This is a genomic window from Bradyrhizobium sp. MI1.10 (genome assembly GCF_055811035.1).
In genome coordinates this window covers 5896-31599 of the sequence record NZ_JBVVPN010000065.1, presented here as the reverse complement: position 1 = coordinate 31599, position 25704 = coordinate 5896, and the positions used below count along the sequence as shown (strand labels likewise).

Annotated in this window: 24 protein-coding genes and 2 pseudogenes; 12 read left to right on the top strand and 14 right to left on the bottom strand. The window is 61.2% G+C overall.

Annotation, left to right across the window (positions count from 1 at the left end; translation table 11 throughout):
• Positions 1 to 1369: 1369 nt before the first annotated feature.
• A complete protein-coding gene (locus tag AC0L3K_RS37030; RefSeq protein ID WP_473367930.1) occupies positions 1370 to 1570 on the top strand; it encodes a hypothetical protein in 201 nt (66 codons plus the stop codon).
• Here the strand turns inward: AC0L3K_RS37030 and AC0L3K_RS37025 are convergent.
• A pseudogene (locus tag AC0L3K_RS37025) lies at positions 1551 to 2310 on the bottom strand (IS5 family transposase). The gene AC0L3K_RS37030 and the pseudogene AC0L3K_RS37025 sit on opposite strands and share 20 nt — an antisense overlap.
• A 226-nt stretch (positions 2311 to 2536) precedes the next feature.
• On the opposite strand from AC0L3K_RS37025, the gene AC0L3K_RS37020 reads away from it, so the two are divergent.
• The gene (locus tag AC0L3K_RS37020) at positions 2537 to 5851 is read left to right on the top strand and encodes an AAA family ATPase (protein WP_473367929.1); all 3315 of its coding nucleotides are present in this window, start codon (positions 2537 to 2539) and stop codon (positions 5849 to 5851) included.
• Between the two features lie 877 nt (positions 5852 to 6728).
• On the opposite strand, the gene AC0L3K_RS37015 is transcribed toward AC0L3K_RS37020, so the two are convergent.
• The 4 genes from AC0L3K_RS37015 to AC0L3K_RS37000 form a co-directional block, all read right to left on the bottom strand.
• Positions 6729 to 6995 (bottom strand): LysR substrate-binding domain-containing protein, encoded by a 267-nt coding sequence (locus AC0L3K_RS37015; RefSeq protein WP_473367932.1) that lies wholly within the window; start codon positions 6993 to 6995, stop codon positions 6729 to 6731.
• Between the two features lie 432 nt (positions 6996 to 7427).
• A complete protein-coding gene (locus AC0L3K_RS37010; RefSeq protein ID WP_473367928.1) occupies positions 7428 to 7835 on the bottom strand; it encodes a plasmid mobilization protein in 408 nt (135 codons plus the stop codon).
• A 421-nt stretch (positions 7836 to 8256) separates the two neighbouring features.
• Complete coding sequence (locus AC0L3K_RS37005; protein ID WP_473367927.1) at positions 8257 to 9237, bottom strand: ParB/RepB/Spo0J family partition protein; 981 nt, start codon at positions 9235 to 9237, stop codon at positions 8257 to 8259.
• Positions 9227 to 9988, bottom strand: coding sequence for a ParA family protein (locus AC0L3K_RS37000; RefSeq protein WP_473367926.1), 762 nt, complete (start codon positions 9986 to 9988; stop codon positions 9227 to 9229). Before AC0L3K_RS37000 ends, AC0L3K_RS37005 begins: the two co-directional genes overlap by 11 nt.
• Before the next feature lie 596 nt (positions 9989 to 10584).
• Here AC0L3K_RS37000 and AC0L3K_RS36995 point away from each other — a divergent pair.
• Both AC0L3K_RS36995 and AC0L3K_RS36990 read left to right on the top strand, forming a co-directional pair.
• A complete protein-coding gene (locus tag AC0L3K_RS36995; RefSeq protein WP_473367925.1) occupies positions 10585 to 10884 on the top strand; it encodes a WGR domain-containing protein in 300 nt (99 codons plus the stop codon).
• 92 nt (positions 10885 to 10976) lie between these two features.
• A pseudogene (locus tag AC0L3K_RS36990) lies at positions 10977 to 11223 on the top strand (HU family DNA-binding protein); the annotation flags it as partial.
• A gap of 50 nt (positions 11224 to 11273) precedes the next feature.
• On the opposite strand, the gene AC0L3K_RS36985 reads toward AC0L3K_RS36990, so the two are convergent.
• Positions 11274 to 11417 carry a hypothetical protein gene (locus AC0L3K_RS36985; RefSeq protein ID WP_473367924.1) on the bottom strand — a complete coding sequence of 48 codons (144 nt, stop codon included), beginning with the start codon at positions 11415 to 11417 and terminating at the stop codon, positions 11274 to 11276.
• A gap of 61 nt (positions 11418 to 11478) precedes the next feature.
• Positions 11479 to 11790: a DUF736 domain-containing protein gene (locus AC0L3K_RS36980; protein ID WP_473367923.1), complete on the bottom strand. Its 312-nt coding sequence runs from the start codon at positions 11788 to 11790 to the stop codon at positions 11479 to 11481.
• A 625-nt stretch (positions 11791 to 12415) separates the two neighbouring features.
• On the opposite strand from AC0L3K_RS36980, the gene AC0L3K_RS36975 reads away from it, so the two are divergent.
• Positions 12416 to 13510 carry a reverse transcriptase domain-containing protein gene (locus tag AC0L3K_RS36975; RefSeq protein WP_473367922.1) on the top strand — a complete coding sequence of 365 codons (1095 nt, stop codon included), beginning with the start codon at positions 12416 to 12418 and terminating at the stop codon, positions 13508 to 13510.
• Entirely contained in the window at positions 13474 to 13947 is a 474-nt protein-coding gene (locus AC0L3K_RS36970) for a group II intron maturase-specific domain-containing protein (RefSeq protein ID WP_473367921.1), read from the top strand. The genes AC0L3K_RS36975 and AC0L3K_RS36970 overlap by 37 nt, the downstream gene beginning before the upstream one ends.
• An 826-nt stretch (positions 13948 to 14773) precedes the next feature.
• On the opposite strand, the gene AC0L3K_RS36965 is transcribed toward AC0L3K_RS36970, so the two are convergent.
• Entirely contained in the window at positions 14774 to 14956 is a 183-nt protein-coding gene (locus tag AC0L3K_RS36965; protein WP_473367920.1) for a hypothetical protein, read from the bottom strand.
• A 148-nt stretch (positions 14957 to 15104) separates the two neighbouring features.
• Here AC0L3K_RS36965 and AC0L3K_RS36960 point away from each other — a divergent pair, with 148 nt between their 5' ends.
• Positions 15105 to 15305: a hypothetical protein gene (locus tag AC0L3K_RS36960; protein ID WP_473367919.1), complete on the top strand. Its 201-nt coding sequence runs from the start codon at positions 15105 to 15107 to the stop codon at positions 15303 to 15305.
• Positions 15306 to 15346: 41 nt separating this feature from the next.
• Here the strand turns inward: AC0L3K_RS36960 and AC0L3K_RS36955 are convergent, their stop codons facing one another.
• The 5 genes from AC0L3K_RS36955 to repA all read right to left on the bottom strand — a co-directional run bounded on the left by AC0L3K_RS36955 (position 15347) and on the right by repA (position 19623).
• Positions 15347 to 15601 (bottom strand): hypothetical protein, encoded by a 255-nt coding sequence (locus AC0L3K_RS36955; RefSeq protein ID WP_473367918.1) that lies wholly within the window; start codon positions 15599 to 15601, stop codon positions 15347 to 15349.
• Between the two features lie 22 nt (positions 15602 to 15623).
• On the bottom strand, positions 15624 to 15854 hold the full coding sequence (locus AC0L3K_RS36950; RefSeq protein WP_473367917.1) for a hypothetical protein: 231 nt from the start codon (positions 15852 to 15854) through the stop codon (positions 15624 to 15626).
• A gap of 108 nt (positions 15855 to 15962) precedes the next feature.
• Entirely contained in the window at positions 15963 to 17195 is a 1233-nt protein-coding gene (repC, locus tag AC0L3K_RS36945) for a plasmid replication protein RepC (protein ID WP_473367916.1), read from the bottom strand.
• A 197-nt stretch (positions 17196 to 17392) separates the two neighbouring features.
• Positions 17393 to 18412, bottom strand: a complete 1020-nt coding sequence (gene repB, locus AC0L3K_RS36940) for a plasmid partitioning protein RepB (RefSeq protein ID WP_473367915.1) — start codon at positions 18410 to 18412, stop codon at positions 17393 to 17395.
• Entirely contained in the window at positions 18409 to 19623 is a 1215-nt protein-coding gene (repA, locus tag AC0L3K_RS36935; RefSeq protein ID WP_473367914.1) for a plasmid partitioning protein RepA, read from the bottom strand. The genes repB and repA overlap by 4 nt, the downstream gene beginning before the upstream one ends.
• Positions 19624 to 21336: 1713 nt before the next feature.
• Between repA and AC0L3K_RS36930 the strand changes: the two genes are divergently transcribed.
• From AC0L3K_RS36930 to AC0L3K_RS36920, 3 genes are all read left to right on the top strand, one after another.
• Positions 21337 to 21582, top strand: coding sequence for a type II toxin-antitoxin system VapB family antitoxin (locus tag AC0L3K_RS36930; protein ID WP_028152781.1), 246 nt, complete (start codon positions 21337 to 21339; stop codon positions 21580 to 21582).
• The gene (locus AC0L3K_RS36925) at positions 21582 to 21977 is read left to right on the top strand and encodes a type II toxin-antitoxin system VapC family toxin (RefSeq protein ID WP_473367913.1); all 396 of its coding nucleotides are present in this window, start codon (positions 21582 to 21584) and stop codon (positions 21975 to 21977) included. Before AC0L3K_RS36930 ends, AC0L3K_RS36925 begins: the two co-directional genes overlap by 1 nt.
• Positions 21978 to 22150: 173 nt before the next feature.
• A complete protein-coding gene (locus AC0L3K_RS36920; protein WP_473367912.1) occupies positions 22151 to 23290 on the top strand; it encodes an RHE_PE00001 family protein in 1140 nt (379 codons plus the stop codon).
• Positions 23291 to 23296: 6 nt separating this feature from the next.
• Here AC0L3K_RS36920 and AC0L3K_RS36915 read toward each other — a convergent pair whose 3' ends face one another.
• Positions 23297 to 23584 carry a DNA -binding domain-containing protein gene (locus AC0L3K_RS36915; RefSeq protein ID WP_473367931.1) on the bottom strand — a complete coding sequence of 96 codons (288 nt, stop codon included), beginning with the start codon at positions 23582 to 23584 and terminating at the stop codon, positions 23297 to 23299.
• A gap of 231 nt (positions 23585 to 23815) precedes the next feature.
• Between AC0L3K_RS36915 and AC0L3K_RS36910 the strand changes: the two genes are divergently transcribed.
• Positions 23816 to 24553, top strand: a complete 738-nt coding sequence (locus tag AC0L3K_RS36910; RefSeq protein ID WP_009859455.1) for a type IV toxin-antitoxin system AbiEi family antitoxin domain-containing protein — start codon at positions 23816 to 23818, stop codon at positions 24551 to 24553.
• Positions 24550 to 25464 (top strand): nucleotidyl transferase AbiEii/AbiGii toxin family protein, encoded by a 915-nt coding sequence (locus AC0L3K_RS36905; protein ID WP_473367911.1) that lies wholly within the window; start codon positions 24550 to 24552, stop codon positions 25462 to 25464. Before AC0L3K_RS36910 ends, AC0L3K_RS36905 begins: the two co-directional genes overlap by 4 nt.
• The last annotated feature ends 240 nt before the right edge of the window (positions 25465 to 25704 follow it).

Sequence of the window (25704 nt, the reverse complement as noted above, 5' to 3'; positions counted from 1 at the left end):
AGATGGCAGCATCCGACTACGTGCCGATCTTCCTCAAAAATCGCTTGCATCTCGCGGGGCGTCCACAGATGAGTACACAAGGGCCGGCGACTTCCAGTCCGGGAGGGTCATTGCAAAGTCGCCGATATCCCATTCACACAGCGTGGCAAGGTTCATGTGCGATCGCGGAATAGCCTTTGGAACCATCGGTTCCGAACTGACTTGGTTTGATCCACCGGACGCTTGCCGCCGATTACCGTCCGGTGCGGAATGGCGGCCCCAGCCCTTGGCCCCCCATCCCGCTGGGGCCGCTCTGTTTGCACGCGCTGAGCGATGGCCGCAGGTTGTTGTGCCAAGCTTCGAACCTGACGCCCTTCCGCATGCGCGCGGATTACCAAAGGAAAGAGGGCCGACTGAGGCGGCCTTCCCTTACGAGGGCGAGCACCACCGCCGATGAGTTAGCGGGGACTTGGCATAGCCTCGCGGTCGCAGTCTCGGCGAAATCGAACAGGTGGACCATCATAGGTCCCCGCTCCTGCCTGACCAGTTCAGACCGCCCCGAAATTTCTCGATCGATGCGACTTGGATGCTGGTTCATGCCCATTCTCCGAAGAAGAAGAAAGAGAGTCGCTTCCCGTTATTGCGACCGACTATAAAACGATGGAAAGTAGAAACTAGGACACCCAAAAATTCGTAAGACATGAGGGTCAACACGGGCACGCGTTGGGGTCCTCGGCGAAATCGGCTGACGCCCAGTTGCGTCGATCTCAAGTGAACGTGCAGCTGAGCCGTTGCGAGGTGCGCTGTTGGTCTTGGGTGTGTGGAAACGGATAGCTCGTAGGCGGCCGTGGTCGACGATCGCCAGGCCGCCAGTGTTTTTCGCGTTGGAACGTCTAAGTAGCCGGCCAAGGTGGTTATAGCGACGCGCGGCGTCGCCTTTGGACGCACTTTCCCGCTTTTAAGTGGCGCGGATGGCTGCAATCAGGCCCGGTTTGCCGACGATCTTCATCGCGCTTGTGAGGTGATTCTTACTGAACAGGCAGTCAGCGAAAGATGTAGCTATATCGCCTCCGGGCCAGGTGCATCGCCGCCCACGGTAACGTGTCGGCGCTGCCGTGCACGAGCAACCACACGGGCGAATCCGTGAAGACGGCGGCTGCCGCTTCCTGCTCGATTCCGCCCCAACATGTGACTGAAGTAGTTGCATACGCAGCAATTTGACGGCGGCCGGGGCCTGCTTCAGTTCGTTCCGTATCCGGAACGAACTGAAGGAAAGTCGCTGGCGTTGCAGATTTACAACCCGCACAGCCGACCGAAATACTAAGCTCGGCCATTGAGACAACCGAAACATATTTCATTCTTAGTTCAATATGGTCAGCGGGGACGAACGATGTTTGATATCTATCGCAATGACAAGCGCGGCTTGCTCGTTCTAAGTACAGGCTCTGCCGTACCTGCGCTTTACTCTGCACATACCTGGCGCAAGAGCAGAAAACGAGTTCTCAAGGTTAGCAACGAAATCAAGTCAGCCGTTCAGGCACAAGGCTATTACATCCGCAGCCTGCGGACCACTAGGACGCGGACTCATTAAGGCGCAGCCACAACCGGATTGACGCAAGTTGAACAAATGCAAGGTAGTTGGCGGCGAGCCTGTCGTAGCGTGTCGCTACCCAACGGCATTGCTTGACCCTGTTGAAGAACCGTTCGACCTGATTGCGAGCGCGGTAGAGGTGCGGGCTAAAGTAGATCGGATCGCTGATTGCTTTTCGGCGGGATGTTGGCCCACTCGCCCTTCTTCATGGCAAACTCCCTGTCCAGTCGGCGTCATAGCCTCAGTCGGCAAGCAGCATTGATCCGGATTTAAGACGAGACAGCAGTTTTCCGGCCAGTCGAACGTCGTGCGCCTCGCCGCCAGCTCAACGCCAGCCGTACGGGTAGGCCATTGCCATCGACCACCGCGTGGATTTTGCTCGTCAAGCCGCCGCGTGACCTTCCCATCGATTGGCGCTGGTTCCTTGTGATGCAGGCCCCATGTTGATGCACGCGAACAATAGACGTGTCCGATCATTTGCACGGCAGCATCATGAGCGCCAGCCAGTGCACTCATGAGCTTGACCCACACGCCCGCCCGTCGCCAGCGAACGAACCTATTGTAGCAGGTCGTGTACGGACCGAAGTTTTCTGGCAGGTCGCGCCATGGTGCTCCAGAGCGCAAGATCCAGAAGATGCCATCGAGGACGCGACGGTCATCACTCGTGGCACACCACGCGGCTTATTTGGCAGCATCGGCTTAATGGCAAACCACTCATTGTCTGTGAGTTCGTAGCGCATGATTCGGCCCCTTGCGTCTGATGGCTTGAATCACGGCGCGGCCGTCGGGCTCAACTGGCCGCTAGGCACTCGAAAGCGGACCTATTATGCTCGCCTTGAGTTTTGTCGTTCATGACCCTGACCGGACCTGCAACCTCGCGGCGGGTGCTGGAATAAGTCGGCGCGCGTGGTAGACTTTCGGTCCTATCGGTCCAGAGTGGGTTACACAAAACCCGGAGGGGCCGCGATGCAGCAAATTGCCGACTGGCTCCAAAAGCTCGGAATGTCCGAGTACGCGCAGCGTTTTGCTGAAAACGGGATTGGTTTCGCAGCACTTCGCCATCTGACTGATCAGGACCTTAAGGACATCGGTGTGCTGCTGGGGCATCGGCGCATAATGCTTGCGGCTATCCAGGAGCTTGGGAGCCCTGCCGTAGCTCAACGCGTTACGGCCGAGTTGACGCCCTTAGACGCCGCCGAACGTCGCCAAGTCACTGTGATGTTCTCGGACCTTGTGGGTTCAACAGCACTTTCAGCACGCATGGACCCTGAAGACCTACGCGAGATCATTTCCGCGTATCAGAAGTGCGTCACCGACATCGTGCGGCGGTTCGGCGGCTTTGTTGCGAAGTATATGGGCGATGGAGTACTGGTGTATTTCGGGTATCCGCAGGCGCACGAAGACGATGCGGAACGGGCCGTCCGGGCGGGGCTGGAGTTGGTGGATGGCGTAGGTGCTCTGAAGATCCGAGCGCCCCTGCAGACGCGTATCGGCATCGCAACGGGACTGGTGGTTGTCGGCGACCTCATCGGGTCCGGCGCTTCTCAGGAGCACGCCATAATCGGTGAAACGCCCAACCTTGCGGCACGTTTGCAAGGCGTTGCTGAGCCGAACAGCGTCGTCATTGCGGAGAGTACTCGGAAGCTGTTGGGCAATCTGTTCGAGCTTGAAGAATTTGGGCCGAAAGAACTCAAAGGTATCTCAGGCGCCGTAGGGGCATGGGCTGCGTTGCGGCCGATTTCAGTCGAAAGCCGCTTCGAGGCCTTGCACGCGAACGGATTGACCGAGCTTGTTGGGCGCGACGAAGAACTCGCACTCCTGTTGCGACGCTGGTCCAAGGCAAAGAGTGGTGAAGGCCAAGTAGTGCTGCTCTCCGGCGAGGCTGGTATTGGCAAATCGCGGCTTACGGCGGCGCTGCTGGAAAGCATCGCTAACGAGCCGCATACCCGATTGCGCTATTTCTGCTCGCCGCAGCATACCGACAGCGCTTTTTATCCGATCATCGGCCAGATGGAACGGGCCGCACGATTTGCGCATGACGACCCGCTGGAAACGAAGCTGGACAAGCTCGATACAGTATTGGCGCAGACTTCAACCTCTTTGGAGGATATGGCGCTATTCGTCGACATGCTGTCGCTGCCAAAAGACGGACGATACGCGGTGCTCGACATACCCTTCGAACAGCACCGCCAGCGGACATTTGAAGCGCTCGGGTCACAGGTGGAGGCATTGTCGCGCTCCACACCTGTGCTAATGATCGTCGAGGATGCACATTGGAGCGATCCCACGAGTCAGGAAGCTTTCAGCAGGGTCGTTGACCGGCTTCGGAGCTACCGTGTGCTGTTGATTGTGACGTTTCGTCCAGAGTTCGAACCGCACTGGATCGGGCGGCCCTACGTCACTGCTCTCACCCTCAATCGGCTGGCGCAGCGCCAAATCGAGACGGTGATTGATCACATCGTGGGCAACCAGCTTATTTCGGCGAGCGTGCGGCAGGACATCATTGAGCGCACGGACGGGATTCCCCTTTTTGTGGAGGAGATGACGAAGGCCGTCCTGGAGACCAAGAGCGAGGGCGAAGCGCGAACTACAGGCAATATTCCGTCACCTGCGGCGGCGGTCCCCGCAAGCCTGCACGCCTCGCTTATGGCGAGGCTCGACCAGCTCGGGCCCGCCAAGGAGGTGGCCCAGATCGGTTCCGCGATCGGGCGAGAGTTCTCTCACACCCTGCTTTTTTCCGTTGCGAGCAAGCCGGAGCCAGAGTTGGCATCCGCCTTAGACCGTCTGATCTCCGCTGGCTTGTTGTTCCGACAAGGTGTGCCTCCGTATTCCAGCTATCTATTCAAGCACGCGCTGGTGCAGGACGCTGCCTATGGCACGCTGCTGCGCCCAAGACGGCAAGAGCTGCATGCACGAGTTGCCACCACCTTGGAGCAGCATTTCGCAGATCTGGTCGATCGGCAGCCAGAGATACTGGCCCATCATTTGACGGGTGCCGGACAGGCGGAACGAGCCTCTGATCAATGGCTAAAAGCGGGCCAGTTTGCGGCGTCCCGCTCCGCGTATGCCGAGGCGGTCGGTCATTTCGATCGTGGTTTGTCCCTTCTGCCATCTCTCTTGGATGCGCAGCGCGATCGGCAGGAGATCAAGCTTCAACTCGCTAAAGGCGTGTCTCTTAGTAACGCCAACGGCTTCTCCTCGGCCGAAGCAGCAAAAGCGCACGCTCGTGCGCACGAGCTTTCCGATAAGATAGGGGACATCGATTCTCAGTTCACCGCGATATGGGGGTTGTGGACTTTCCGACGTACGTCGGATTGGAATGCGGCGCGCCAGCTTTCAGATAGGCTCCTGAGCCTGGTCGAAAAGAGTAATAATGTCGGCCTTCGGCTCGAAGCTCATCATACGGGTTGGACAACACATTTCTTCTGCGGCGAACTCGCTCCGGCGCAGGAGCATTGCGAGAAGGGCCGAACCCTTTATGACTTCGAGCAGCACCGGACGCACGCACACATCTACGGCCACGACCCGGGAGTCTGTGCAGGAACGCTAGGTGCCTGGAGCGCCTGGCTGCTCGGCTACCCTGACACGGCGCTCGCTCGCGTGAATGACGCGTTGGCGCTTGCGGAACGGGTGAACCATCCCTTCAGCCTTGCTATGGCGCGTCTGCATGCGTCGATATTGCACCAGTTCCGACGTGACTCAGCTTCGGTGCTGCAGTGCATTGAGAGCGCAGAGACCCTAGCGGCTGAGAAGCGCCTTGCCTTGCCGCTCGATCCACGAGTTCTCCGCGGCTGGGCGTTGTTAGCACCGGATAGGATTGAGGCGGCGATTGCCTCCTACCGCGCCGCGCTTGCTGATCCGGCGAAGCGAGGCACGATCCAGTACGCTCCCTATAGCTTTGCGCTCTTTTGCGAAGTGCTTTGTCGCTCAGGCCACCCCGGCGGAGCCGAAGCCCTGACGGCTGCTGCTGCCATTGCGGAACAAAGCGGCGAGCACTGGTGGGATGCGGAAATCTCCCGGCTGCGAGGGTTGGTGGCATTATCTCGCGGCCAGCTCGGAGGGAGCAAATGGTTGCTGAAGTCCTTACAGACCGCTCGGCAACAACGGGCGAAATCACTTGAGCTCCGGGCAGCGACGAGCCTTGCCCGCTTATGGCGCGATGAGGGCAAACGCACCGCGGCACGTGATCTGCTGGCTCCGGTTTACGGCTGGTTCACTGAAGGGTTCGACACGCTCGATTTGAAAGAGGCCAAGGCGTTGCTCGACGACTTGGCCTCGTGAGCCAGTCGAATGGTCTAGCGACTTCCGGGCTTGGCCCCTCTTGAAAGGCCGACAACTTTCGCGCCGCTATTGGGGACAAGCGGACATTGGTTCACGCGGTTAATTTATGAGTACGTGCCGTAAGCAACGAATGATCTACGCCAAGTAGGTCGGCGCAAATCTCTATGACATCGGCAGAAGCCAATCCGCCACTATCGCGCTTCGTCAACTGTCGACGACGCGCTTCGGTGATAGCCCGAAACTCGCGGATACGACGCCATGGGCAAGCCCATTTGGTCGATTGGGACTGATCGCCGCTTGCTCGGGTTCGAACAACGACCGACAACGTGACCGCGCGCTGGGGCGGGAAGATTGGCGAATTGACCATGAGCGCATCGGCCATGCCCGGAGTGCCGCAGATGGCCGAGGCCCGCACGACGTCGGCGAGGAAACGGCTTTGGCGGGCTTGACGCTTTACGAATCGAGAGCGGCGCGAGCGCCGCGCAAGCGAAGCGTAATCTTCCCGGCGCGACCTAAAAACTGGCACGGCCCGTTCAATACTCCGACCATTTGCCCCAAGGGTTACATCGAGGTGCAGAACTTCGGTGCTCGACGACAATCTCGTCTGGAGGTCAAGTCGGATTGGGACAAGCAAGCGGGGCGATGGGAACTGCAAACGCAAAAGGCGGCAAGCGATCGGCGCTTGATCTCGCAATCCCGAACTTGGCGGAGATGGCTCGCAAACGGACGAGGCAGCTGTGGCCTGCTCACCAAGGAGGCAGCCTACCGTCCTATCCCTGCATAACATGGGCGACTTCCGAGCAACCTGCATTATACGGTGTGGAAAAAAGCGGCTCCCAACAAGGTAGCCGCCATCGGAGATCCGTTCTCCCAACCACTACAAGGCCTTGGCGAACCGGCTTGTTATCCAATCGATAACAATGCGGGCCGCGGCATTTCCCTTCAGGTGCGGCTGGACGAGAAGCCACGTATGGCGGCGCCGTGGCAGCGGAGTCGAACGCAATTCTGGATCCACCAGCAGCTCGTGGCAGAGGTAATCGGGCAATATTCCGACGCCATGATGCGATCGGATCAAGTTTCGGATCACTCTGGGATTGTCCGTGATGCATCGAGCTACGCTGTGCAACCCTCGAGAAGCAAACAGATTGCCATGTCGGCTTGCAAGCGGGAGAAATTGACATCCTCCTCTCCAGTCAAAGGGTGCAATGTAAGGCCGGGGTTCGCGAGAAGAAGATTTGCTAGGCCAGGCGCAAGGACCTGCTCCGCTATTGACGGCATCATGGCAATGCGGAAGCGACCCACGGGACCAGCCTCGGGCTTTCCCATAGAACCGATGTCCTTGACGTGCTGCCCCATGGCGTGGATGTGAGACGCAATCAGCTGCCCCCGCGCCGTCAATCTGCGCACGCCATCGACTGCCTCGAATAGAGCTGTGTTTCGGCTCCGAATATGACCCCTTTCGGCTTTCAACATTGACCCCAGTGCGGCGGCGGAATCGAGAATGCGTCGCGACACTTATGATGCATGGCGTGGGGTCAGCCTTGGGCGCCGATTGGGGGTCAAAGGACGCGCCGATTTACACCCTGCCCTGCAGCACACTGATATTTGCGGCACGCGCGATCTGGTTGATGTTGCCGCCGATCCGGTTCAGCTCGCGAACGATCGCACGAAGCGCGTCTTGCTCGCCCGGGGAATGCTGCACTGGCGACCCCAGCCGCGAGCGTACCAGCGCAACGATCCAGCCGGTTCGGGTCATCCCGCGCTGATATGACACTTCAGCGAGCTGCCGCATCTCACTCTCGCGAAATGACACCGTCACCTTCTCCGGCCGTCCGACCGGCAACGCCAAGATGCGCGGCGCCGGCGCAGCCAGGGCATCAGCAATGAGACGCCGCAGCAGCGCGGACTTGCCGCCCTGGGTAGCGGCAAGAATTGAGAACTGCGCCGCGACTTCGTCGGGGACACGAAGCGAGATCAGAGCCATGCACTCCAATCCCAATCGCGATGTAATACATCGCTGGCGCGAAGCCTATCCTGCACTAGAAAACGCGAATCCTTCCACCCGCTCCACGTTGGTTCAAACCAACCGGCTCGGCAGTGAAAGCTGGGGGATTGCTGCAGGTGAGATCCAAACGAGCCGACGATCAATGCGGAGAATTTCCCCGGGAATCGTGCAGGCGCCGCCCCTAATCGTTGCGCTCCACGAACCCCGCGCGTCCAGATCGGCAAGATTGGCACCGAATATGTGGACCGCGGCTTTCCAGCAGCCTCCGGCCTCTCTACAGCGCTGTGGGGGGCGCGTTCGGCCTCCGGCTGCTGCGCTAACGCGCCATCCTTCGGATGGGAAATCCGCTCCGCCGGGGTGCCCACTGCGGCGTTCCCGAGGAGGCTGTCTAAGACCAGCTTCATCCGAAAAGAATCTCCTCGATTCTGATGGACGATGCTGGGACCTCTTCCGCCTCCTCTGCGCCATCAACCAACAGGACTGCGTGCCGTGAGCCCTGAGACGCGATTCGATCGACGAGAAGACGACCAGTGCGATCTTGGTGACGCACTCTGATTGTCGGGGACGTGCTCATTCGCTCGTTCCGATCGACCGAAGAGCTCGGGGGCTTTCCCGCGATCGCCGCAAAGCGGTCTCTGTCTATGGGGCGCAATTCTACTTGCGCTGCGATCGCGCTTTGTGCGGGTTGAGCTTTAGGCGCTGCTTCACCGTCGGCAAGGGAGCCGCGGACTTCCGCCCGAACTTTGCGAGCCAGTTGACGGGCGCGGGCGTCGGTGAAGCTCTCCTGTGCTGCGCATAAAGTCTCAATGGCGTTGGGCTGCTCACGCCATGCCTGATAGAGTTCATACACGGCACGGATCGACGAGCCGGCAAGCTTTGACTTGAGGAACTCCGGCATGCTCTGGACCGATGCGTAGCGAGATACCCAGTCCCTTGGCTTGCCGAGCTTGCGCGAAATGTCGGCTTGGTTGTCACCCTGCTCCAAGCGGTCCGCGACGAACGCCGCGATTTCGGGGGCATTGAGGTCGTCGCGTTGGATATTCTCGATCATCTGAACATAACGATCCGCAGAGCCAACGGCTTGAATGAAGGCCGGGATATCACGGACTCCGGCGCGCTTGGCAGCACGATACCGCCTCGCACCCATGACGATTACGTATCGGCCTTCGGCGGTCGCTTGCCGCAGCACGATCGGTTGCAGCACGCCATGCTGACGGATCGATTCCGCAAGCTCCTCGAGCTTGTGTTCCTCGAAGCTACGACGGGGCTGATCCGGATCTTCATCAATACGGTCGATGGCAATGCAAGTCGGTTGTCCGATTGGGGCGGCACCATCCTCGGCGGCGTCGATGAGTTGCTTAAAGCTGAGATCAAGCGCCATGTGCCGGCTCGTTCATCTGCGCAACGATCTTTGCGAGAACATCGCGGATTTCCCGACCAGCCTCCTGCGCTGAGCGGCGCTTCAGCTTCCACACCGGCAGGCGCTCCGCAACAGCCTCCGCGTAGCCGTCCCTCGCAACGATCTGGCCCGGGAATACATATTTCCCAGCCTCACGTAAGAGTTGCTCAAGATGCATCCTTTGACGGGGCGATTTCGTGTTGAAGTTCGAAGGCAGCAACCCGAGGAATTTCGTATCCTGCCGGCCATAGCGTCTCTGCACGCCGATCACGGTCTGCATCAGACCTTTGACGCCCTTGATCGAATAGTCCTCCAGATAAATGGGGGCGAGCACATGCGAGGCCGCAACCAAGCAGCCGACACTGCGCAGTCCAAGTGATGGCGGCGTGTCGATGACGCAGGCATCGAACTGATCCGAGGCGATAGCGAGATTCTCTTGCAGAGCCGTTATGGCGGCCGCATTGCTGCGATCAAGATCAGTCAGCGAGCTATCGGCCGGCGCGAGCGTTAGGCCTTCGTCTTTCCGAGGTACGACCCGCATCCCCGGCTTGAAAAGATCCGCGGCTAACGTTGAACCGGCGTAGTGCCTCAACGTATCCGACGCATTGCTTTGCGCATCAACGTCGATCACGAGAACGCGGAGATCCGCTTCCGCGATGAACCAAGCCAAATGCACAGCAAGCGTCGTCTTGCCGACCCCACCCTTCTGATTGTTGATGACAATGGTCTTCATCTTAAGGTCCGAAATGGGCCCAACGCGAGCGGCATCACCTGGTCCAATCATGTCGTGTGGTGTTGGTTTGAACCAACAGCGATTGCGAATCCGATCACCGGAACGATCCCCAAATTCGTCCAGCGAATCCCCTGCCACAAGAGTCAGGTCAGTCACAGCCATGGAGGGAAACTCTGGGATACGAGACTGGGATTATGCTCGTTGTTGGTCGCTCCGCGAGGACGCGAGAGGATCGTCACGCGAAAGGCGCGGAGACCGCTTCCGGGCTCCGGGAGCGCCGCCGCGGCGGTGCGAGTAGAGTCGTCCCCGAAGGGGCTCGCCCAAGCAGGCAACTCTGTAAGAGCCGTACCAATCTCTGAGGTGGGAGCCGATCACTTGCGGGCTCGCCTGTTCTTCTAAAGACTGGCGCAATTGCAAGCCGGGCGCTGCGACGCGCGCCGTGATGGCGAAGTCTCCATCGAGGAAAGATCAATCCGGCAATAGGACGGTGCGCGATATTTCCGTCCCAATGGACCTATTGATAAAATGAATCGATCTGCCCGATTGATTCATAAAACTTGTTGGACGCAGCTTCCCTCGGAAGCGAGACTCTGCCTGTGTCGAAACCAGAACCAGAACCGCTTCATCTGCGCCGCATCGATGCCGGGCGTAATATGCGGCGATTTTATGCGCTATCGACGCAGCCCACCTTGTTCGGAGAAATGTCGCTGATCCGCAATTGGGGCCGGATCGGCACGAGTGGCAAGACCATGGTGCAGACCTTCAACGGTAGTACCGAGGCGATCGAAGCATTCCTACGCCTGGAACGTGCCAAGCGCAGCCGCGGCTACGCTGTCCCGGACGAAGAACGGTCACAGTCCAATAAGTTTTCGAGGATTACGGCTGTGTGTCTGTGATGCCGGCTTCATCTGTTCGGGAGGCTTGATCTCCATCTCCGACCGACCAAAATCGAAACAGGACGGAGCTCGTCCCATGACAATTCCATGAGATCGCCGAGAATATCGCGGCCGACAACGGTCTAAAAAAGGCTCAGGCGAAAACCGTAGTCGATAGCGTTTTGCAGGCAGCTATTGCTTGCTGCTTTGAGCGGAGCCGAGACGAGCCTTCCCGGGCTCGGCAGGTTCAAGATAACCCCGCTCGTGAGGGCCGCAATCCATCGACCAGCGCAACATTGTGATCGCGGCTTCCAGAAAGCTGACTTTTACGCTGCCAAAGCCATGAAAGACAGTCTCGACGGAGGGCGGACCGTAACGACGGTGCATCGTAACAAGCAAGAGGAGGGCGCTTATGCCCCCTCCTCGGCTGCGAGCGCTTCGTTGCGCTGACGGATGAGTTCGGCCAGTTCGAGTTCGAGTGCGACGGGCTCTGCGGGTGTGAACAGGCAGTCGCGCAGCTCGGCGCGCAATTCTTCGATCGTGTCGACGGTCATGATCGCATCTTCGGTAGAAGGGCAGCGGGCTCCGCTTTATGGCGGAGCCCTAACCCGAGCTTCAGTCCCGGTTCGGCCGGGACCAGATCAATTGGAGGCCTTCCGCACCCTCGACCTCGATCAGGGTGGCGTAGATCGGAGCCGGGAAGCTCGGATCGTCCAGCTTGACGGAGAGGTAGTCGCGTTCAGTGTCCTTGGCGGTCTTCTGCCAGGCCGCGCCCAACTCGACATTGCCGGAGTAGATGCGGAAGTGCGGTCCCTTGTCGGAAGGGTTGTCGACGCGGATCAGCTTGGCCTTGACATTGAGGTTGAGGGTCTTGATCGCTCTGGAGAAGCCATTGCCCGTGGAGGCGAAGGTGCCGATGGTAGCCATTGTCTCATTCGTGCGCCAAGAGTGACGGGTGGAGTCCGTCACGCGCACTTGTTGCCCCTGCGGGGTGGGAGACCCCGCAGCCCACGTGCCGCAAGCACGGGGGTTGAAGCAGATGGGTGAGGTAAGCTGGGTGCCTCCGGCGAGCCATAAATGAGCAGAACCCGTCAAAGTCGGACGACCCGGGACTTCCGTCCGAGGCTGGTCCGGCGAGCGTACCTGCTACGGAAAGAGTTATCGAACCGATGTTTGAAGCCTCGTTGCAACATGGAATCCGCCGAACCGGAAGTGGGCGGATCGGTCGAAAGACCGGAGGAGTGCCGATCTCCGCTGAGTGGACGGAGATCAGGGACGTGCGTAATCGCGCACGTCAGCCAGCGGCCCAGCTTGCGGTGACCGTTGGCCGGAATCCTCACGGGGTAGAGTCGGTCCCTAAGGCAGGTGAAGGGACGACAAGTGAACTTGGGAACCTTGCCGTGCTCTCTCGCGCCGGATGGCGCGAGATGATCGAGGCGACCGATGATCGGCGCGGTAGGGGGCGGAGTCTTCGTAGTAGTCGGAGGGCGGGAAAGCCGTCCACATGGCGAAGGGAGACAGTGGGTGAAGCAAGCCGGCAGGAGGCGGGCCGATGAGGCCCGGCGCGGTGAATACCGCGTTCGTCCTCGACATGCAGCGCAAGCTTCACAGGTGGAGTGTCGCGAATGCCGAAAAGGTGTTCGCGGATCTGTTCAACATCATATGCGACCGCAGGACGCTTTTGGAAAGCTGGCGTCGGTTGACCCGTAACAAAGGCAGCCGCACACCGGGTACCGATGGCGTCACGCGGAAAACGGTCGAAGACCAGCTGGGCGGCGCAGTACGGTTCATCGAGGATATCCGCGGTGAACTACGCAGCGGCACCTATCGGCCCGAGCCTGTCCGGCAAAGGCTGATCCCCAAACCGGGTAAGCCCGGCAAGGTGCGTCCGCTCGGCATTCCGACGCTCAAAGACCGACTGGTGCAAATGGCTTTGAAGCTCGTGCTGGAGCCGATCTTCGAGGCGGACTTCTATCCGACCTCCTATGGCTTGCGGCCCGGCCGGAGCACCCATGATGCGCTGGCGAAAATCCAGCGACGACTGCACCCCACACCCAGCGGCACTTCCGAGTACCGCTTCGTGATCGAGGGTGACATCAAGGGCTGCTTCGATGCCGTCGATCATCATGTGCTGATGGAGCGTGTGCGCCGACGCGTCGGGGATCGCAAGGTCCTCAGGCTCGTGCTCGCCTTCCTAAAAGCCGGTGTCATGATCGAGGGCACCGTCCGCCACCCTGTTACGGGCACCCCGCAGGGCGGCATCATCTCGCCATTGCTGGCCAACGTCTATCTGGCGGCCATCGACGAGAGATACGGACGGTGGTCGATGCGCCCTCGCGAACGACCGCAGAATGCAGCCGACCGGCGGCTTTACGATCGCCGGAGAAACAGGCCTACATTCTACGCCGTACGTTACGCCGACGACTTCGTCGTGCTGACGGACGGGACCCGCGAGGAAGCAGAAGCTGAAAAGTTTGCGTTGGCGCAGTTCCTCAAAACGGAATTGCGCATGGAACTGTCGATGAAAAGACCAGGATCACCGGCGTCGGGGAAGGCTTCGACTTCTTCGGCTATCGAGTGGTGCAGACCAAGGCACGCCGCACCGGTCGTATGGTCGGTAATCTCTTCATTCCGAAGAGCAAGCTGAAAGACCTGCGCCACAAGATCAAGATCAAGGTCAGGGTGAGGGCGACGCCGACAGGCCAAGCCCTTGCCGATCTCATCGACGATCTCAACCCGGTCATCACCGGATGCCGAAACTACTACCGCTACGCCACGTGGGCCACGCGGGACTTCGCCAGTCTGGATTGGTGGCTGTGGGAGCGCATCGGACGATGGCTGCACCGGAAGCATCCTAAGACGACGTGGCAAGAACTGCGTCGCCGCTTCCAGGCAACAGCGCCCGACAGCCGCTGGCGATGGGTCGACGGACCGAAATCGCTGCGGTTCTTCCGGGAAGGCGGATCACTCCACTTCCCGCACCGGGGCATACGCATACCGAACGGATGGAACGATCCTGGCGAGAAGTTCCGCAAAGGAGCCGATCGCTTCTGGGCGTCGTTCAACACCCTCATGGACGCGTGAGGACCACACGCGGCGTAAGCCGCGCATGGAGAGCCGGTTGCTTGGAAACTTGCACGCCCGGTTCGGCGAGAGGGGCGCAGAAACCATCCGTCGCAAGACGGACAGGCGCTGTGCCCCTACTCTACCTTGGTTTTCTCGGGCCGCGCCTATCGCGTCCTCGATGGCGGTCGTGAGACCGGAGGCGATCGACCTGCACCCAAAGGGCCGAAATGAAATGTAGGGCGGCCGGCAGCGACTTTCTTGGACCGCGAGGAATGGTGCGCAGCGCCAGGGGAAGAAAGTCGAGGACGGCGTTGCAGGGACAAGGTCGAGAGCCCGCGAAGCGGGGTCGGCCTTCAGTCAGACCAGCCTCTATCGAGGACGCTGATGGGTGCGCGCTTCGCGAAAAACACATGGAATGAGGACCGGCGGCCCGAGTCCGTTCGGCCATTCGGCCATTCGGCAACGGCGTGGCAGCAAAATGCGGCTCACCTCAAGTATGCCACCTGGACGGCACGTCATCACCCGGAATGGAGATCGTCGCTGTCACCAACGCCGGCGCACCTGTCGAACTCGCGATCGGAAGATCGATAACGACGCTGGCTATGTACTCGCCATGTGGATGCAACACCGCCCTCCGCGTCCATGCGACCGAGCGCCCCGCGAGGTGTAAAACAGAGCTAGCGTAGCTGGGCATGCCGGCCTCCGAGTCCGGGACAATTCCACCGGGAGACGCAGTGGAACGAAGCTGGGGGTTCGGGTTGCCACGCCACTTCATCGGAGAGGGGTGTGAGCACAATAGGCCTCTGCAGCAATCCGGCTGCCGGGCTCGATTTCAACTCGAACGTCATTTGGCCGGCGGTCGCAGCGGGCTTTCCGCCCACTTCCGGGCGGCGGGATCGCGCAGGGGATCGTCCTCGCAGACCACGCAGACGTAGCGCGGCCGGCCGGGCGCGACGTCGTCGGGCACGGCCGTCACCGGCTTATCGCACTTCGGGCACAGCTTCCGGCTGAGGTAGAGCGGAGTCATGATTTTTGCCTGCCGGGACCAGCTTAGTTCCCCGTGCGCCGCGAACACAAGTAAATCGCCGAAAACTGTCCGCGTGCACCAGGCTGCTTGACGCGGAGCGCGTCTCACGTTGAAATCCGATTTTCAGTGATGTTGCGGGGGTGGCGTCGTGGAAGAATTTTATAGTGGCTTCGCACAGCGGGCGCGCGATCTGGCGGAGAACGCCGACCCATTCACCAAGCGGCGGCTACTCGACCTGGCCCAGCGATACGATCTCAAGAGCAGACCGGGAGCCCCCGGCAGTCGGACTCTCCCGCCGCCGCGCGCAACGCCACCGACGGTGCTGTTTTCCGGCCCCGGCGAAGCTTAAGAGTAGTCCTAGCGCGGCCCGGTCGTTGGTCTTCTATGTTTTCATCGACCGGTCCGGGTATCGGCCGCGCGCGGTCGCGGTGCTTGAGTTAGTACAAGCTGGCCATACAGCCCTGGACCGCGCTGACTGCGGCGCGAGGAGTCATCGCCTGCGCCGCGCGATCTCGTCAGCGACCATGCCCCCCCGCACCAGCCGCTCATGCAGGTCTCGAACATATCGAGGATGTCATCCTTGGGTTCATTCTTGCCCTGCTCGATGGCTTCAGTGACGAGCTCATCGAGGGGCGTCTCCTTCAATTGACCTTTCTCCAGAAGATCCTCAAAAAAGGCTATCGCTGGTCGGCTGCGGTTGGATGCGTCCGTCGGAATTGCACCAAACGGTGAAAGTCTGTTGTCCCAGAACGACGTGCTCGACCATCTCCGCATCCAACGGAATCAGCGTCCCCCAGGCCTCGCCCGCGAACCCCGCCACGTACATCCGTTGCTCCGCGGCGCCTTCATCACGAGGCTGGAAAAACGGCGTGAGGACGATTGGAGCGTGTTTTGCCATGACGATCTCTCCGAACGGCCTTTGCGTCGACACAGCGCAGAAGCCGGGTCAGTGCGGTAGCTTCGACCACACGAAAACGGCAAGGTCTGGGAACGGCGCCTCATCGCCTCACGCTCGCTGCTTGTCTCGCCGACGAGAGTTGATCTGCGCCATCAGGATCGGGCCAAGCGAAAATTCGCCGACCTCGGCTTTTCGCGTCAGACCGCGCAGATAACCCCCGGCGGAATTGATCGCCGTCCCCCGCTGCAGGATACACGCGACGACGATGGCTGCGGGCACCTCGCCCATAACCTTTTGCGCCTCCTCCCAGGCGCTCGGACTGATCCCCAGCATCGATCGCACGACGGCCGCTGTGGCCAGGAAATCGCGCCAGTTCGAAATCCCGCCCTTCGCATAATCGACGATGTCCGGGCATGCACTCAGGACCATTCCCAATGGATACGCCCCCTCCCCGACTCGCGATGGTTGAGGCTTTGGCTCAGCTCCCGCCGCCCCGCCTTCTCGAAGGCTAGGTTCAAGATCAATGAGGGTATCTGGATTTGAATTCTGTATGTGGCGCTCAGAATGGGACTCATTGGCGCTCGGATTCTTAGATTTGATATGTGTTTCCAGAAGATTGAGCACGTCGTCAGCGAGCTGAGACAACTCGTCGGCGATCGGCTCGAGCTCCTGGCGCGTCGCCGTGCGCGGAATCTGATCGACGATCGCGCGGAAGGCAGCGTGCACGACCTGCCAATCGGCAGGCCCCTGCCCTCCCCTTCGCGTCGGGACGGCTTCCTCGATGCCAGTTGCAATCATCTTCGCGATGTCGCGCCGGCACAGCGTGATGCGCTCTCGTACGAGCTTGAGTGCGCGGGCCTCGGCTTCGATATCGGCCGCCAGGCTCTCGAACTCTTCCGAGCGCACGACGAGTGGTGACAGATCGAAGCCGAACGCGAGCTCGATTTCGCCAGCATCGTCCTTCCGCGCATATCGCTTGCCATTTGGACTGTCGCGCCGAACGATGAGCCCCGCGTCGACCAGCACAGCAAGGTGGCGCCGCAGCGTGGATGCCGGCATGCCGTGCGCTCGCCGAGCGAGCTGATGGTTCGAGGGGAAGACGATCAGGTCATCCTCTCCTGTCAGCGCGGTCTCCGGATGGAAGGTCAGGAGCGCGTTTAGCACCGAGAGCGCGCGCTCCGACACCCCAAGGCGCGGCCGTGCCGTGCAGATAGCGTGGAAGATCTTCCATTTGTGTACGATCTTTTCGGGAGGACGTTCCGTTGCGACCATCTGGCTTGCCACATGGGCAAGCGTCAGCGATCGCCGCCCAAAGGGCGTCGTTGGAGAGTGTGACTGCATGTCCTTGCCTCAGTTGGGCAAAGAAAATCCGCTCGCCGAAACGACGATAAAATCGCGTAGAAACTCTTGACTGCGATTCGCGAAAGTGATTCTCTGTCAGTCGCCAAACTTGAAGAGAAGGGCTTCCGGAACTCCGTTTCGGGGGCCTTTTTCTTTTGCCTTGTCTGCTCCTGGTTCGTGTTTACGGGACGAGACCGTCAGGCCTCGGTACTTTCCTGACCACTGCTCTTCTTGGAAAAGGCGTCGAACAGGGCCGGGAGTTGGTCCACAAGAAATGCCGCGAATGTCGTCGAGACATTCTTGTCGATGGTAAGCTTCAATTCGCGCTCGGCCTGACGCACGTGCGCAATCTTTTCCCCGGACACGGAAAAGACCGGCTTCTCGTCCGACCCTTTCGAGGGCTCCCCGCGAGATGGACGGGTTGCCGCGGAGAATGCTGCAAGAAATCGTGCATCGGTTTCGCGCTCTGCAAATTTAGGTTCGGCGATCGCCGCTCTGACCCGTTTGAGCGCCGCGGAATCCTTGATCAATTCAGCGAATGACTGCCACCGGCCGCGGCCAACTTTCGGAGCCTTCCCGATTGCTTGAATGATCTCGGCAGGAACCGATCGAGCCACGGCAAGAAGTTTCGAGGCCTCCGCCCGATCGACCGACAACGCATCCTGCACGACTGAGCGGCTATGCCCGGCATCCTCGATATGCATCGCGAAGCTGGCGCGCTCAATGAAACTCAAATCTTCGCGCGGTGCGTTCTCGAGTCCTTGCGCCACGACAAGCGCTTCATCTGACAACGAGCGCAGAATCGCTTTGACGGAAATACCTAGTTCGCGCGTGGCGCGGACGCGGCGATGACCATAGGCGCTCTGATAGCGCCCTTTCGCTTCAGGATGCTCCCGAACGAGAATGGGCACCTCTTGGCCACGCTGTGCGATCGACTGTTTGAGCGCTTCGAACGAGCTATCATCCTGATCGCGAAAACGGTCGGCCAGCGGTGACGGATCGACGAGCGAGGGGTCGATTTCAAGTATCACAGCCCCAGATGCAATTCGTTCGCGAAGTTCCTCGTTCTCTTTCTCCACTTCGGAGAAAGAGTCTTTCAACGAGCGAACCGAGCCCGACGAGACCCGCGGCAAGGCAGCGGGCATGTTGTCAGCTGACAACGCACTTGATTGCGGGGTCGTGAAAAGGCTCTTGATCGTGTCAGTACGTTTGCTCATCGACCCCACACCTTCTTAAGAAGTTGCGCGATTTCGGCGTTGACCGCGTCGACCGATTCTAATGCCCGGTCGTAGGCGCCCCGCCCTACGGCGCCGCGCTCCAGCTCATAAAGTGATTGCTTGGTGAGACCAGCATTGGCGATCGCGGTCGATTTCCACACAGTCGCCTGGAGCACATCTGAACCAAAGAGGGTGCGGAGGAGAGCCACGATTTGAGCTTCAGGCACGTCATTGGGATCGTGACGCGTGATGACGTACCGGATGAAATCGTGATCGAGGCGCCCGCCAGCTTCTTCGATGACGGACATGAGATCCGACGTCATGAGAAGAAATTGGCTCATGGATGCGACATCGACCATCTGCGGATGGATGGTCACGAGCATAGCGGTCGCCGCGTTTAGCGCGCCCATGGTCAGGTAACCAAGTTGGGGTGGGCAGTCGATAACAACGGCGTCGTATTCGTCTGCAACCTGGTCGATGGCACTGGCGACGCGGCGAAAGAACAGGTCGTGTCCGCGTTCTCGCCGCTCGACCATTGCTCGAGGCGTAGTGTGCTCAAACTCCATAAGCTCGAGATTGCCCGGAACGAGCCCTATCCCGTCAAAATAGGTCGGCCGGACAATCTCGCGCAATGGCCGGCGATGTTCGTCATATCGGATGGCCCCGTACAAGGTTTCGTTCGCCCCAATGTCAAACTCGGGTTGGTACCCGAACATTGCTGAAAGCGAAGCTTGCGGATCGAGGTCAATCGCGAGGACCCGAAAGCCGGCAAGGGCGAGGTATTGCGACAGATACAATGCCGTCGTCGTCTTGGCGGAGCCGCCTTTGAAGTTTGCGACGGTGATGATTTGGAGCTTGTCGCCTGGGCGCCGGCGCGGAAGGAATTCCATTGCTTCGCGCGGCCGCGCAGTGGCTAGATACTCGCGCAACTCATGAACCTGACCCAGGGTGTAAGACCGTCGCCCCCCGGTTCCTGTCGCTGGGGTCGGTCCAAGTCCGTCAAGAGAGAGCTGCCGAAGGTACCCATCGGACACGCCCGCAATTCGCGCAACCTCTCCAGAGGTGAACGACCGGAGCGACTTGCTTGCCGAAGGCGGGAAAAGAGTTGTCGCGAGCGAGCGAAGCTGGCCGGAAAGAATGCCCGCGTGCCGAGTGATCCGCGCAGACGCAGTCTCGCTCATGGTAGCCGAATCTTCCGCTAAGATCGCCATTTGCCTTCTCAAGACGGTTTCTGCTCGTCAGACGCCTAGTCTCCGTCTTGAGAGATGGCCACGATTCTGTGATTTGAGCAAGAATTAAAGGGTTAACGAGTTATTAACGCTCGATGACGTGCCAAACGGCGCGCGGGTCCTTTTTTTGGTGCACCGCCCTGTTGTTGTCAGCTGACAACAACAGCTCAGCGCGGATAGGATGAGCCTCGGCTATGGCGTGAGTCGGCTCGCCTTCACGAGTCCCCAGAGCGTCATTTTGTAGCTCGCCAACCGCTGCGCTGAACGGTGCTGCCACGGCTGGAGTCCGGGCGACGGGACACGCCCCGGCTTGCAGCCTCCGCTCAGTGCTCTGATCTCAGGTCATGTAGGGCAAGTTCTAGAGAGTCGCGCCGCCATGGTGCGTCGGCTCCTGCCCGCCATTGCTCAACGTCTGGCGCGCGGTCCCGCGAGAAGCACCCTCCCCCGCCTCGTTCACGACAACTGCCTCAGACGCCCGCGCTGAATGGCAAGACACCGTAAAGCGATGATGTCGTCTCGCTTGGATCGGCGGCGCGCCGGACCTTCCCGGGTGTTGATCGGGGGGCTGGCGCGTCACTTCGCTGCGCCGCCGCTCGCCCCAAAAAGGGCAAGCAGAAGAACCGCACTGTCGCAGGGGGTCCACCGGGGACGAACAGGTAGCAAGCAACCGAGCAGACACATCCCAGGTCATCCGCGCTGGCCCTTCTCTTGCACTTCCGTGTGGCCACACCGACGGATCGCCAGGCACGACATCGACCTCAGGGCTCGGCGCTGCAACGGAGACCCTCCTGCCCTTTTCAACGACGCAGGAGTGCCGCAGCGCGTCGATCATCGCTTCATCCCGGGCGCGTGCGATCCGACGAAGGAACGGCAACGGGCCGCCAGCTCGTCCGGGATGCCGTGGCGCGGATCCAATCATGAGCGGGGAGCTCGACGCCGGGCCTTCAGATCCATTCGCGGGAATGCTCGCCGAGGTCGCCCGGGTTCCAGATTGGGACGGTTTTCCTCGAAAGTCCGCATCGTATCGCCACGCAGGAACCTCTGTTGACTCGTTTCGACCGGCGCAACAATGGACCGGCGTGTGGGCCCAAGCAGGCGACCGCATTCAGACCTTTAGGCGAGGTCCAGGCCGAGCTCGCGGTTGAAGGCCCTGTTTAACGGGAGGTTGTCCGAAGGCGTCCGGCGTGGGGGTGCTCCTTTGGCGAGGCGGCAAGGCCGCCGAATGAATACGATCTCTCGATGGTGGGTGCTGGCGCGGATATCGAGCTGCGTGGCTCTCGAACGAAGCCGATCTGCCCCCATGGACGCCGCTGGATCATGGCAGCCAGCAGCGACACGCTTAGGCGACTGTTGTCAGCTGACAACAGTGCCCTACCAAGGATGGATGTTGTCAGCTGACAACAATTTGGGACCTGCGGTCGTCAGTCGCTTCAATTCGCCAAGGCGCGTCGCACCAGTCGAGTCACGATCGGTATCCCATCGGTAGTCGACGTCAATCCGCGCCGGTGGCCCTGAGGGAAGCAGCATCCGGGAGAGGGAGAGGGCAGGTGTTCATAGACAACTAACCATAAAAGTTGCCCTCACACGTCACGAAGGCCGCACGTCTTGGGGGCGCAAACGACGAGGCCGGCCCTTCCCATTGGTGTATCCGTGATGATATACAGGTATACACGATGCGGACTAGAGGAGCGCGCCATGGCCTTCCACATCAAGAACCCTGAGACCGACGCGCTCGCTCGCAAGGTGGCCTCGCTAAAAAAACTCGGCCTCACCGAAGCAGTGCACGTGGCGCTCGCCCATGAGCTCGAGCGCGAGCAGGGCAAGCCGTCTTTGGTCGACCTTGGCGTCCAGTTCTGCCGGGATCTACGCGCGAGGGGCGACGCCGCCAAGGGACAGCCCGCCGATAAGGCGTTCCGCGACAGTTTGTATGAGGACACCTGATGTTCATCGACGCTTCGGCTTTGACCGCGCTCCTAACCGACGAGGAGGAGGCACGAGAGCTTTTGGCTCGCCTGCAGCAGACCCGAACGCGTCTGACGTCGCCGTTGGCGGTATGGGAGGCGGCGGTCGCGGTCGCGCGCGTGCTGGATCTTTCGGTCAGCGCCGCCGCCGAAGCGGTCGAAGAGTATTTGGCGCTGATGGAGATCGCCGTTGTCGCGGTGCCGGCTGAAACGGCAAGGCTCGCTCTCGACGCCTTCGACCGATTCGGCAAGGGCCGGCATCCGGCGAGCCTCAATTTCGGGGACTGTTTTGCCTACGCTTGCGCCCGGCATCTGGGGCAGCCCTTGATGTTCAAGGGCGGTGACTTTCCGCAAACCGATATCGAAGCCGCCTAAGCGACCCGGCTGGGGCGGCCGCGGCGCGCGGAAAGAAGGGGGCTTGTCCGGACCAGGGCAGGGAGTTTACCGGGCAGCGGCCGAGCGCCACGGGGAACCAGTCTGTCGCTATGACCGAAGTTATTTCCGTGATAGCTTCCGTTTGAACGATTCCTGTTAAGGTTATCAATACCTTGCAAAACGGTTACTCAATTCCCGATCCACTGCCTTGGGCTCAGCTAGCCGGTCCACTCGCCACCGCCGAGGACGCGCTTGCCCGGCTCGACGAACGCCTGGCCAGGAGCCCGATCCGCGACGGCTGGATTGCGCGCACACATTATACTGACGCCTGCGCCAGTCTGTGGCTGGAAGGCGAATTGGTCCACCTCGAAGATCTGGTTCTCCACGACGCCGGCATGGACATCCGCGCCCCGACCCACGAACTCACCCGCGCCCACGCCGTGCTACGGACCCGGCGCCGCATCGCCGACGCGAAGCCGGATTGGGCGCCATCGCCGGTGGGGCTCGACAGCCTGCGCGGCCGCACCGGGCAGGGCGAGTGGGAGGAGGGCAGGGGCATCCGAAAGGAAGGGGAGCGAAGCTTCGTCGGCGGCTACGATTGCGGAGACGCTGATCTCGACACGCCGCTTGGCGGCATCGAGTCCGACCCGCACCTAGCCGCCGCCTTCGCCGCGGTCGACGCCGCGAATGCCAAGGCGGAGCGGACACTCGCCGGCGGGAGTCGCACCCAGTCCGAGCGGGACCCGCTGGTCTACGACCCCGACTGGGACGAGGACGCGCGTCTCGACGACTGGCGCGCCGTGGTCGAGCAGACCCGCATATTGCCGCCGACGCTCGCGGCCGCGCTTGCGACTGAGGCTTGGGACGCCATCGCCCCGCTGCAGCACACGCCCTGGCTCGGCCGGCTGCTGGCAGCCAGCGTGTTGCGCGCGCGGGCCAAGACCCGCTGGCATCTGCCCTGCCTGCATGACGGGTTGAAGACCATCCCCCCCGAACGCCGGCGGCCGCGCGACGCGGCGGCGCGACTCGCCGCGCAACTCGAGGCCATCACCGCTGCTGCGGCGGCCGGTCTCAAGGACCACGACCGCTGGCTTAACCAGCGAACCCTGCTCGCCCGAAAACTCGCCGGCCGTCGCGCCACGTCAAAACTGCCGGCGCTGCTCGACTATATGCTGACCCGGCCGATCGCCTCGGCCGGTATGATCGCGAAGGAGCTTAAGATCACGCCGCGCGCCGCTCAGGACCTGGTCGGCGAGCTTGACCTGCGGGAGGTGACCGGCAGGGGACGATACCGGGCCTGGGGGATTCTGTAGGCGCCCTCAGTGCGGTGCTCCGCCCCGCAGCAGATTCCGGTAGCCATGCTCGGTGATCCAGCGAGCACGGGCGAGATGGGTTTCCCACGCCCGGCGCGCCCGATCCGGCTCGCGCGCGACCTCAATATGCAGCACGGTCCGCGCGACGTATTTCCAGTCGGCGCCATCGGCTGCGGCATCGAGCAGACGGAGATAGGTGACCAGGTGCTGCTCGTCATAGCCGGTCAGAATCGGCGCGGTCGGCGCGGCATCGGCGACATTAAGATCCAGCACTGACTTCTGCATGGGGTGTATTCGCCGGCCGGTTTCTTGTCAGCGGAGAGTAGGCGCGTTCGTGCACCGGTGCGTAGACCCGAATTGCGCACCACATGGTGCCTGGCGGGTATCGCGGAGCGCAGCGCAACCGCAGCTGACCAGTTCCTGGCCGTGGTTCTCTTAGCTTAATCCAGGTTATCGTAGCCTGACTACGACTTCGACCTCCAATTCAAGCTTGCAGAAGTTTGATATTATTCCTATTATCGTAGCATGGCTACGACCCACAGAAACAAGCTAAACAGGCTCTATACCCGCTTGGCGCCGGGAACGCCGCTGACCTCCGATGACCTCGCCGCCCTCGGGATATCGGCCGACCTTGCCGTCCACTATGTCCGTGCCGGCTGGTTGCAACGGTTGGCACGCGGCGTCTATTGCCGGCCAAACGATCCGCCCACTTTGCACCCGAGCCTCGTCCTGCTGCAGCGGAGCTTCGAAGGATTGCATGTCGGCGGCAAGTCGGCCTTCGACTGGCACGGCATCCGCCAGTACGTCCCCCAGCGGCCCGTCCTCCATCTATACGGCTGGAAAGCCGGACGCCTTCCGGAATGGTTCACCCAGCGCTTCCCGGCCGAGTACCACCGCAAGCGACTCTTCAAGGAAGAACCCGGCGCGCTGCTTCATGTCCGGCCCTTCGAGAGCCGCAAGGACGACCCGCTCGTCTCGGCGCCGGAACGCGCATTGCTGGAGGTGCTGAGCGAAGTCGGCGTCCGGCAGCCGCTGCAAGAAGCGCGCGAGCTGGTCGAAAGCACTTACAGCCTGCGTGCCGATCTGCTGCGAGACCTGCTCAAGCGCTGCACCAGCGTCAAGACCGTGCGTCTGTGCCTGCAGCTTGGCCGCGAACTCTCTCAGCCCTGGGCCAGCAAGCTCGATCCGTCTCAACTGCCCAAGGGCAGCGACAGGGCCTGGGTGTCCCGCTCCAGTGACGGGCTCCTGGTGCTGAAGCCATGAACCAGGTCTACCTCGACAGCGCGCGGTTGCTGACGCGCGTGGCGCCGCTGGTGCTCGTCGACGATACGTTCGCACTCAAGGGCGGCACGGCGATCAACCTGTTCGTACGCGACATGCCGCGGCTCTCGGTCGATCTCGATCTGGTGTTTCCCGACCACACATTGCCGCGCGAGCAGGCTCTGCGGCGCATCAACGAGGCCATCCGTCAGTCGGCAGCGCGCCTGCAGAAGCAGGGCTTTCTGACCCATGCGCCGGCCGCGACGGAATCCGGCGAGACCAAGCTGATGGTGCGGCGAGGGGGCATTGAGGTCAAGATCGAGGTCAACTTCGTCATGCGCGGCACCGTCCATCCGGTGCACATGGCGTCGCTGACAGAGGCCGCGCGCGACACGATGCAGGCGGATCTCGAAATCCCGGTGGTGTCGTTCGAAGACGTATATGGCGGCAAACTGGTTGCGGCGATGGACCGGCAGCATCCCCGCGATCTGTTCGATGTCACGCAGCTTTTTGTGCACGAGGGAATCACGGCGGGCATTCGCCGCGCTTTCGTCGTCTATCTTGCGAGCCATAACCGGCCGGTGCACGAGGTCCTGTTTCCATCGCTGCGGGATCTCCGCCAGGAGTTCGAACACAATTTCGCGGGCATGACCACCGAGCCCGTTGAACTTGACGCGCTCTTGGCAGCGCGCGAGCGAATGATGCGCGAACTGCAGCAAGGTCTGAGCGCCGATGAGCGCCGCTTCCTGCTGTCGCTGGTCGCCGCAGAGCCTGAATGGGCGCTACTGGGCGTGCCGCACTTGGAGCAGCTTCCCGGCGTGCGATGGAAGCTGCAAAACCTGGAAAGGCTTCGGAAGACCAACGCCCGAAAATTCGCCGAGCAATCGAATGCGCTGGCCCGGCTATTTGGATGAGCGTAGGTGGGCCGTCGCCACGGCCCGCAGGTGATGCGGTGTGACTGCCGACGAGGCCCTGCCGGTCTCCCCATCAGCTGTCCGTGAAGGGATAAGCTGCACGATGAGGCAGCGCATGCCGACCTTACGCCTACGGGGTGAAGGCCCCCCCGCGCGGCGGGGCCCCCCGCGCGGCGGGGGACGCGCGGCGCGGGCGACCCCCGCAGCGCGGGGGGGCGTCCCCGCCCTGCCCCGCGCCCC